This is a genomic window from Blastococcus sp. SYSU DS0617 (genome assembly GCF_054051075.1).
On the sequence record NZ_JBJHAO010000004.1, the window covers coordinates 255,097 to 264,719 of the forward strand.

Consider the following 9,623-nt stretch of genomic DNA (forward strand, 5'->3'; position numbering starts at 1 on the left):
CGGGGACGCTGCCCATAACGAAGTGAGCGGTCATGCATGACCGTGTATGGTCATGCATCGTGAGCACAGGGCAGACGTGGACGGTCGGGGTCACCGGCGCCACCGGGTACGCCGGGGGAGAGGTGTGCCGCCTGCTGGCCGCGCACCCGAACCTCGCGCTGGCCGGGGTGCACGCCAACTCGAGCGCCGGCCGACGCCTGGGCGAACTGCAGCCGCACCTCCTGCCCTACGCCGACATGGTCGTGCAGTCGAGCGACGCGACGAGCCTGTCCGGTTACGACGTCGTTGTGCTGGCGCTGCCCCACGGGGAGTCGGCCGCCATCGCGGCCCAGCTCCCGGCGGACACCCTGGTCGTCGACTGCGGCGCCGACCACCGGCTCACCGATCCCGCCGCGTGGGAGCGCTGGTACGGGTCGGGTGGGTCGGGTGGGGGAAGTTCGTGGGCGGGTTCCTGGCCTTACGGCCTGCCGGAGCTGCCCGGCCAGCGGGAGAAGCTGGCCGGCGCCCGGCGGATCGCCGTCCCCGGCTGCTACCCGACCTCGGTCACCCTCGCGCTGGCCCCGGCCCTGGCCGCGGGCCTCGTCGAGCCCGAGGTCGTGGTCGTCGCGGCCAGCGGGACCAGTGGTGCGGGCAAGTCCGCCAAGCCGCACCTGCTCGGCAGCGAGGTCATGGGCTCGGTCAGCGCCTACGGCGTCGGCGGGGTGCACCGGCACACGCCGGAGATGATCCAGAACCTGTCGCAGGCGGCCGGGACGTCGGTCGGCGTGAGCTTCACGCCGACGCTGGTGCCGATGAGCCGGGGCATCCTCGCCACCTGCTCGGCGAAGCTGGCACCCGGGGTGGACGCCGAGAGTGCCCGGGCGGCGTACGAGAAGGCCTACGCCGACGAGCCGTTCGTGCACCTGCTGCCCGAGGGCCAGTGGCCGACCACCGCGCAGGTGCTGGGCGCCAACACCGTGGCGCTGCAGATCGCCGTCGACGCCGACGCCGGCCGGCTGGTGGTCGTCGCGGCCGTCGACAACCTCACCAAGGGCACCGGGGGCGCCGCGCTGCAGTGCGCCAACCTCGCCCTCGGCCTCCCCGAGACCACCGGCCTTCCCCTGGTTGGAGTAGCACCGTGAGCGTCACCGCCCCGAAGGGCTTCAGCGCCGCCGGCGTCGCGGCCGGACTGAAGTCCAGCGGCGACCCCGACGTCGCGCTGGTGCTCAACACCGGCCCCGACGACGTTGCCGCCGCCGTCTTCACCACCAACCGCTTCCCGGCCGCCCCGGTGATCTGGAGCCGGCAGGTGCTGGCCGGTCAGCGCTGCCAGGCCGTCGTCCTCAACTCCGGCGGCGCCAACGCCTGCACCGGACCCGAGGGCTTCGCCGACACCCACACCACCGCCGAGCACGTGGCCGAGGAGCTGGGCCTGGGCGCGATCGACGTCGCCGTCGCCAGCACCGGGCTGATCGGCGTGCGGCTGCCCATGGAGAAGCTGACCGCCGGGGTCACCGCCGCGACGCAGGCCCTCTCGGAGGACGGCGGAGCGGACGCCGCCCGGGCGATCATGACCACCGACAGCGTGCCCAAGACGACGGTCCAGCAGCGGGAGGGCTGGAGCATCGGCGGCATGGCCAAGGGCGCCGGGATGCTGGCGCCCAGCCTGGCCACGATGCTCGTCGTCCTCACCACCGACGCGAGCGCCGACCCCGACGTCCTGCAGCGGGCGCTGGCGACGGCGACCGCGGCCAGCTTCGAGCGGGTCGACTCCGACGGCTGCCTGTCCACCAACGACACGGTCATCGCCTTGGCCAACGGGGCGAGCGGGGTCACGCCGACCGAGGAGCAGCTCACCGAGGCCCTCACCGCGGCGGCGACCGACCTGGCCATGCAGCTGCTGGCCGACGCCGAGGGCTCGACCAAGGACATCGCGATCACCGTCCGCAACGCGGCCACCGTCGACGACGCGCTGACCGCCGGCCGGGCCTGCGCCCGCAACAACCTGCTCAAGACGGCGCTGTTCGGCAACGACCCCAACTGGGGCCGGGTGCTCGCCGCCATCGGCACCACCGACGCCGCGTTCGAGGCCGACCAGGTGGACGTGACCATCAACGGCGTCACCGTCTGCCGGGGCGGCGCGATCGGGGACCCGCGCGAGGGCGTCGACCTCACCGGCCGGGCCATCACCATCGAGGTCGACCTGAGGGCCGGCACCGAGGAGGCGACGATCTGGACCAACGACCTGTCGATCGCCTACGTGCACGAGAACTCGGCGTACTCGACGTGAGCGCCCAGGAGCCCGAGCCGCACGTGACCACGGTCCACGACCCCGAGGCGCAGGACCCCACCCCGCCCGACGTCTCGGTCGACCCGACACCGCCACGCCGGCGGCTCGGCACCCACCGGGTCATGCGCACCCACGACCCCGAGGGCGACGCCCGCCGGATCGCCGTCCTCACCGGGGCGCTGCCGTGGCTCAAGGAGTTCCACGGCAACGTCGTGGTGATCAAGTACGGCGGCCACGCCATGGTCGACGACGAGTGCCGCCGCGCCTTCGCCGACGACATGGTCTTCCTGCGGACCTGCGGCATCCTGCCGGTCGTCGTCCACGGCGGTGGTCCGCAGATCACCGAGATGCTCGGGCGGCTCGGCATCGAGAGCGAGTTCCGGGGCGGCCTGCGGGTCACCACGGAGCAGACGATCGGCGTCGTCCGCATGGTGCTCACCGGCCAGGTCACCCCCGAGGTCGTCGGGCTGATCAACCAGCACGGCCCGCTCGCGGTCGGCCTGTCGGGTGAGGACGGCGGCCTGTTCACCGCCGAGCGCACCCGGGCGGTCGTGGACGGCGAGCCGGTCGACATCGGCCTCGTCGGCGACGTCGTCCAGGTCGACCCGGCCCCGGTGACCGCGCTGCTGGAGGCCGGCCACATCCCCGTGATCGCGACCGTCGCCCCCGACCGGGACGGCGTCGTGCACAACGTCAACGCCGACACCGCGGCCGCGGCCGTCGCCGTGGCGCTGGGGGCGGTGAAGCTCGTCGTCCTCACCGACGTCGAGGGCCTCTACGCCGACTGGCCCGACCGTGACTCGCTCGTGCAGCAGATCGACGCCGCGGCACTGGCCGAGATCCTTCCCGACCTCGACGCCGGGATGGCGCCGAAGATGGCCGCCTGCCTGCGGGCGGTCGAGGGCGGGGTCAAGCGCGCGACCGTCGTCGACGGGCGCACGCCGCACGCGCTGCTGCTGGAGATGTTCACCACCGAGGGCACCGGGACGATGGTCGTCCCGAGCCTGCCGATCCCCGCGACGACGACCCCCGCACCGACGACCCAGGAGGAGGGCACAGCACCATGACGCACACGGAGGAGCTGGCCCGCCGTTGGTCGGCCGTGATGATGGGCAACTACCGGACGCCCCCGGTGGCGCTGGACTCCGGCTCCGGGGCGACCGTCCGCGACGTCGACGGCCGCGAGTACACCGACCTGCTCGGTGGCATCGCGACCACGATCCTCGGTCACGCCCACCCCAAGGTCGTCGAGGCCATCACCACCCAGGCGGCGAAGCTCGGACACGTCTCCAACCTGGCGATGCACGAGCCCGGTGTGACGCTGGCCGAGCGGCTGCTGGAGCTCGTCGGGCGCCCGGGGCGGGTGTTCTTCTGCAACTCCGGCGCCGAGGCCAACGAAGCGGCGTTCAAGCTCAGCCGGCTCACCGGCCGGCCCCAGGTGATCACTGCCGAGGGCGCCTTCCACGGGCGGACGATGGGCGCCCTCGCGCTCACCGGCCAGCCGTCCAAGGCGGCCGCGTTCGCGCCGCTGCCCGGCGGGGTCTCCTACGTGCCGTACGGCGACACCGCGGCGCTCACCTCGGCCGTGGACGAGCGGACCGCGATGGTGCTGCTCGAGCCGATGCTCGGCGAGGGCGGCGTGCTGCCCGCGCCGCCCGGCTACCTCGCGGCCGCGGCCGGCGCGGCGGCCGACGCCGGAGCGCTGTTCGCCCTGGACGAGGTGCAGACCGGCATGGGGCGCACCGGGCACTGGTTCGCGCACCAGGCCGACGGGCTGCACCCCGACGTCATCACGCTGGCCAAGGCACTCGGCGGTGGGCTGCCGATCGGCGCGATGCTGGCCTTCGGCGACGCCGCCGACCTGCTCACCGCCGGGTCGCACGGCTCCACCTTCGGCGGCAACCCGATCGCCGCGGCCGCCGCCCTCGCGGTGCTCGACACCATTCGCGACGAGGGGCTGCTCGAGCGGGCCAAGGAGATCGAGCACCGGTTCACCACCGGCATCGAGGGGCTGGGCCACGCCGGCATCAGCGGCGTCCGGGGGAGGGGCGCGCTGCTCGGCGTCGTCCTCACCGCCGACGTCGCCCCCGCGCTGGAGGCGCAGCTGCGCTCCGCCGGGTTCCTCACCAACGCCGTGGCGCCGGGGGTGCTGCGGCTCGCCCCGCCGCTGGTGCTCACGGACGCGCAGATCGACGCCTTCGTCGCCGCGCTGCCCGCCGCCCTCGACACCGCTGCCCGGGAGACCGACTCGTGACCCGCCACTTCCTCAGGGACGACGACCTGAGCCCGGCCGAGCAGGCCGAGGTGCTGGCCCTGGCCGCCTCGCTCAAGGCCACCCGGCACACGGCCGAGGCGCCGGTTCCGCTGCGTGCGGCCAACGGGGTGCCGCGGGCCGTCGCGGTGCTGTTCGACAAGCCCTCGACCCGTACCCGCGTCTCGTTCTCGGTGGGCGTCGCCGAGCTCGGGGGCTACCCGCTGGTCATCGACGCCGCCACCAGCCAGCTGGGCCGGGGCGAGCCGATCGCCGACACCGCCCGCGTGCTGGACCGGCAGGTCGCCGCGATCGTCTGGCGCACCTTCGGCCAGGACCGCATCGAGGAGATGGCCGCGGCCAGTCGGGTGCCGGTGGTCAACGCGCTGACCGACGAGTTCCACCCCTGCCAGATCCTGGCCGACCTGCAGACCGTCATCGAGCGAAGGGGCTCCCTGGCCGGCCGCTCGATGAGCTACCTCGGTGACGGCGCGAACAACATGGCCCACTCCTACCTGCTCGGCGGTGCCACCGCCGGCATGCACGTGCGCATCGGCTCGCCCGAGGAGTTCCAGCCCGACCCGGCGGTCCTGAAGAAGGCGGGCGAGATCGCCGCGGAGACCGGCGGCTCGGTCGCCTGGACCCCGGATCCCGCGGCCGCCGCCGACGGCGCCGACGTCCTGGTCACCGACACCTGGGTCTCCATGGGGCAGGAGGGCGAGTACGACGCCCGCATCGCGCCGTTCCTGCCGTACGCGGTGGACGACGCCGCCCTGGGCCGCGCTGCCGACGACGCCGTCGTCCTGCACTGCCTGCCCGCCTACCGCGGCAAGGAGATCGCGGCCGACGTGATCGACGGGCCGAACAGCGCGGTGTGGGACGAGGCGGAGAACCGGCTGCACGCGCAGAAGGCCGTGCTGATCTGGCTGCTGGAGCACGCGTGACGAGGAGACGACGATGACGTCGGCTCCCAGCCGCAGCGCACGGCAGGCCCGGATCCGCGAGCTCATCGAGGCCCAGTCGGTGACGTCGCAGACCCACCTGGCCGCGCTGCTGGCCGGCGCCGGCATCGAGGTCACCCAGGCCACGCTCTCCCGGGACCTCGACGAGTTGGGCGCGGTCAAGATGCGGGGCTCCGACGGGGCCCCGGCGTCCTACGTGCTGCCGCCGGAGAACGCGCCGCTGCGCCCGGCGCAGACCGCTCCGGCGCGGCTGACCCGGCTGCTGGCCGACCTGCTCACCGGCGCCGAGGGCAGCGCCAACCTCGCCGTGCTGCGCACGCCGCCCGGCGCCGCGCAGTTCCTGGCCTCGGCGCTGGACAAGGTCGGCCTCCCCGACGTCCTGGGCACCATCGCCGGGGACGACACTCTGCTGGTCGTCTCTCGCGACCCCGACGGAGGGGCGGCCCTGGCCGCCCGGCTGCGCGCGCTCGCCGAGCGGACGCCGGCCGTGTACCCCGAACTGCAGAACGACCTGGAAGAGGAACCCGGCACGTGAGCAGCAACCCCCCTGGATCGCAGACCCGGCTCTGGGGCGGCCGCTTCGGCGGCGGCCCGTCGCCGGCCATGGCCGCGCTCAGCAAGTCGACCCACTTCGACTGGGCACTGGCCCCCTTCGACCTGGCCGGCTCGCGCGCCCACGCCCGGGTGCTGCACCGCGCCGGGCTGCTCGCCGACGACGAGCTCGAGCAGATGCTCGGTGCGCTGCGTCAGCTCTCCGACGAGGTCGAGGCCGGCACCTTCACGGCCATCGAGAGCGACGAGGACGTGCACGAGGCGCTCGAGCGCGGGCTCACCGAGAAGCTCGGGGCGCTGGGCGGCAAGCTCCGCGCCGGCCGCAGCCGCAACGACCAGATCGCCACGGATCTGCGGCTCTACCTGCGCCACCACGTCCGTGCGCTGGCCGGCGAGCTGGCGTCGCTGGAGTACGCGATCGTGGGCCTGGCGGAGCGGTACGCCGACGTGGCCGCCCCGGGCATGACGCACCTGCAGCACGCGCAGCCGGTGCTCTTCAGCCACCAGCTGCTGGCGCACGCGCACTCGTTCGCCCGCGACGTCGACCGGCTGCGCGACTGGGACCGGCGGACTGCCGTTAGCCCGTACGGCTCGGGTGCGCTGGCCGGGTCGTCCCTGCCGCTCGACCCGGACGCCGTCGCCGCCGAGCTGGGCTTCGATCGCGCCACGGACAACTCGATCGACGGCGTCAGCGACCGCGACTTCGCCGCCGAGTTCTGCTTCGTGGCGGCGATGATCGGCGTCCACCTCTCCCGGCTGGGGGAGGAAGTCGTGCTGTGGACGTCGACCGAGTTCGGCTGGGCCCGGCTCGACGACGCCTGGGCCACCGGGTCGTCGATCATGCCGCAGAAGAAGAACCCGGACATCGCCGAGCTGGCCCGGGGGAAGTCCGGCCGGTTCGTCGGCAACCTCACCGGGCTGCTCACCATGCTGAAGGGCCTGCCGCTGGCCTACGACCGCGACCTGCAGGAGGACAAGGAGCCGGTTCTCGACTCGCTGTCCCAGCTGCTCCTCCTGCTGCCCGCCGTCACGGGCATGGTCGCCACCCTCACGCTGCGCCCGGAGGTGCTCGAGGCCGCCGCGCCCCAGGGCTTCGCGCTGGCCACCGACGTCGCCGAGTGGCTGGTCCGGCAGGGCGTGCCGTTCCGGTCCGCGCACGAGATCAGCGGCGAGATGGTTGCGTTCTGCGAGCAGGCGGGCCTCGAGCTCGACGAGCTGGACGACGACCAGCTGGCCGGCATCGACGAGCGGCTCACCCCCGACGTGCGGTCGGTGCTCTCCGTGCGCGGCGCCCTGGCCGCCCGCAGCACCCGCGGGGGGACCGCGCCCGAGCGGGTGGCCGAGCAGATCAACGGGCTCAAGGCGCTCGCCACCGGGCACGCCGAGTGGGCGTCGTCCTCACCCGTGGCAGCGGCGCTCTGAGCTCTCCGTCCGACGCCGACCGGCCCGAGCCGGGTCCCCTCGTCCGCGCCGACGACCTGCTCGGGCCGGTCGAGGTCGTGGCGCCGGCGCTGCTGGGCTGCTGGGTGGTGACCGACCGCCCGGACGGCCGGGTGGCGCTGCGGCTCACCGAGGTCGAGGCCTACTCGGGCGCGGGGGAGGACCCGGCCTCGCACGCGCACCGTGGCCCCACCTCGCGCGCGGCGATCATGTTCGGCCCGCCCGGGCGGCTGTACGTGTACTTCAGCTACGGCGTGCACTGGTGCGCCAACGTCGTCGTCGGGCCGGAGGGCCGGGGCTCGGCGGTGCTGCTGCGCGCCGGCGAGCTCGTGGTGGGGGAGGACCTGGCCCGCGCGCGGCGTCCTGCCGCCCGGGTGTCCCGGGACCTCGCCCGCGGGCCGGCCCGCCTCACCCAGGCGCTCGGGATCGGGCCGGACGACAGGGGCGCCGACCTGCTCGACCCGTCGTCGCCGGTGCGGCTGCACCGGGGGTCGCCGCCGTCCGCCGTGTCGGCCGGTCCGCGGGTCGGCATCAGTCAGGCCCAGCACCTGCCGTGGCGGTTCTGGGCGACGGATGCGCCCTCGGTGAGCGTGTTCCGGGCGGGTGGGAAACCGCGGCGCCGCGCGGGCGGGCAGGATGGATCCCCGTGACCCCCTCTGCCGAACGCAACGTGATCGACGAGCTGCACCGCCGCGGGCTGATCGCCCAGAGCACCGACGAGGCCGCACTGCGGGCGCACCTCGCCGAGGGGCCGGTCACCTACTACCTGGGGGTCGACCCGACGGCCCAGAGCCTGCACGTCGGGCACCTCGTGCAGTTCATGGTGCTGCGGGCCCTCCAGCGGGCCGGCCACCAGCCGGTCGTCCTGGTGGGCGGCGCCACCGGGCTCATCGGGGATCCCCGTATGACGGGGGAGCGCCAGCTGAACGACCGGGACACCGTGGCCGGCTGGGTGCAGCGCATCCGCGACCAGGTGGCCCCCTTCCTGGACCTGCCGGCGGAACGCGACGGCCTCCCGGCGCCGATCTACGTGAACAACCTGGACTGGACCCAGCCGCTCTCGGCCATCGACTTCCTCCGGGAGATCGGCAAGCACTTCCGCGTCAGCCAGATGCTGGCGAAGGAGGCGGTCTCGGCACGGCTGAACTCCGAGGCCGGCATCAGCTTCACCGAGTTCAGCTACCAGATCCTGCAGGCGAACGACTACCGGGAACTGCACCAGCGGCACGGGGTGACGCTGCAGACCGGTGGCTCCGACCAGTGGGGCAACATCACGGCCGGGGCCGATCTCGTACGTCGGACGTCGGGGGCGAAGGTCCACGCGCTCTCGACGCCACTGGTCACGAAGGCCGACGGCACGAAGTTCGGCAAGACCGAAGGTGGCGCGGTCTGGCTCGACCCGACGCTCACCTCTCCGTACGCCTTCTTCCAGTTCTGGCTGAACGCCGACGATGCCGACGCGCGGACCTGGTTGCCGCTGTACTCGGAACGGCCGGCAGAAGAGGTCGAGGCGCTGATCGCGGAGAGCGTCGAGAAGCCGGCGGCCCGGGCCGCCCAGCGCGCGCTCGCCGAGGAGCTGACGCTGCTCGTGCACGGGGCGGAACAGCTCCGCCAGGCCGAGGCGGCCGGTCGGGCGCTCTTCGGTCGCGACGACCTCAGTTCCCTGGACGCCGGCACGCTGAGTGCCGCGCTCACCGAGGCCGGGAGCGTCACGGTCGACGGGGCACTGCCCACCATCGCCCAGCTGATGCAGCAGACCGGCCTGGTCGCCAGCCTCTCGGAGGCACGCCGGACGGTGAAGGAGGGCGGCGCCTATCTGAACAACGAGCGCGTCGCAGACGCGGACGCCGTGCCGGCGGACGACGCCTGGCTGCCCGGCGGCTGGCTCGTGCTGCGCCGTGGCAAGCGGTCGGTCGCGGGAGTCCGCAGAGCCGGCTGACCGGGCGGCCGCGGCCATGTGAACGGGCGGTGTGCCGCGTGTGACGGCCCGGTGTCGGGCGTCACGTGCAGGCCGTTTGACACCGCCCCCGGGGGCACGTAACTTTCTTTCTGCGCCGCGCGGCCCTGAGGGGCCGCCGGACCGGGACCCGCCGCTGGCGGGGGCAACGGAAACCGGCGTAGTGTTGGACATCCAGCCGCAGACGGAGCC

9 protein-coding genes are annotated in these 9,623 nt (G+C 74.0%); all 9 read left to right on the plus strand.

All coding sequences use genetic code 11. From position 1 onward, the window contains the following. The first annotated feature begins 59 nt into the window (after positions 1–59). The 9 genes from argC to tyrS are packed head-to-tail and all read left to right on the plus strand — an operon-like array spanning position 60 to position 9,413. Entirely contained in the window at positions 60–1,121 is a 1,062-nt protein-coding gene (argC, locus tag ACI793_RS07500) for an N-acetyl-gamma-glutamyl-phosphate reductase (protein ID WP_456605746.1), read from the plus strand. Further along, positions 1,118–2,269: a bifunctional glutamate N-acetyltransferase/amino-acid acetyltransferase ArgJ gene (argJ, locus tag ACI793_RS07505; protein WP_456605747.1), complete on the plus strand. Its 1,152-nt coding sequence runs from the start codon at positions 1,118–1,120 to the stop codon at positions 2,267–2,269. The genes argC and argJ overlap by 4 nt, the downstream gene beginning before the upstream one ends. Next, positions 2,266–3,336 (plus strand): acetylglutamate kinase, encoded by a 1,071-nt coding sequence (argB, locus tag ACI793_RS07510; RefSeq protein WP_456605748.1) that lies wholly within the window; start codon positions 2,266–2,268, stop codon positions 3,334–3,336. Before argJ ends, argB begins: the two co-directional genes overlap by 4 nt. Then, the gene (locus ACI793_RS07515; protein ID WP_456605749.1) at positions 3,333–4,523 is read left to right on the plus strand and encodes an acetylornithine transaminase; all 1,191 of its coding nucleotides are present in this window, start codon (positions 3,333–3,335) and stop codon (positions 4,521–4,523) included. Before argB ends, ACI793_RS07515 begins: the two co-directional genes overlap by 4 nt. Then, positions 4,520–5,464: an ornithine carbamoyltransferase gene (gene argF / locus ACI793_RS07520; RefSeq protein WP_456605750.1), complete on the plus strand. Its 945-nt coding sequence runs from the start codon at positions 4,520–4,522 to the stop codon at positions 5,462–5,464. The genes ACI793_RS07515 and argF overlap by 4 nt, the downstream gene beginning before the upstream one ends. A 13-nt stretch (positions 5,465–5,477) precedes the next feature. Continuing rightward, complete coding sequence (locus ACI793_RS07525) at positions 5,478–6,017, plus strand: arginine repressor (RefSeq protein ID WP_456605751.1); 540 nt, start codon at positions 5,478–5,480, stop codon at positions 6,015–6,017. Further along, a complete protein-coding gene (gene argH, locus ACI793_RS07530; protein ID WP_456605752.1) occupies positions 6,014–7,456 on the plus strand; it encodes an argininosuccinate lyase in 1,443 nt (480 codons plus the stop codon). Before ACI793_RS07525 ends, argH begins: the two co-directional genes overlap by 4 nt. Then, positions 7,420–8,124: a DNA-3-methyladenine glycosylase gene (locus tag ACI793_RS07535; protein ID WP_456605753.1), complete on the plus strand. Its 705-nt coding sequence runs from the start codon at positions 7,420–7,422 to the stop codon at positions 8,122–8,124. Before argH ends, ACI793_RS07535 begins: the two co-directional genes overlap by 37 nt. After that, a complete protein-coding gene (gene tyrS, locus ACI793_RS07540) occupies positions 8,121–9,413 on the plus strand; it encodes a tyrosine--tRNA ligase (protein WP_456605754.1) in 1,293 nt (430 codons plus the stop codon). Before ACI793_RS07535 ends, tyrS begins: the two co-directional genes overlap by 4 nt. Positions 9,414–9,623 lie beyond the last annotated feature (210 nt).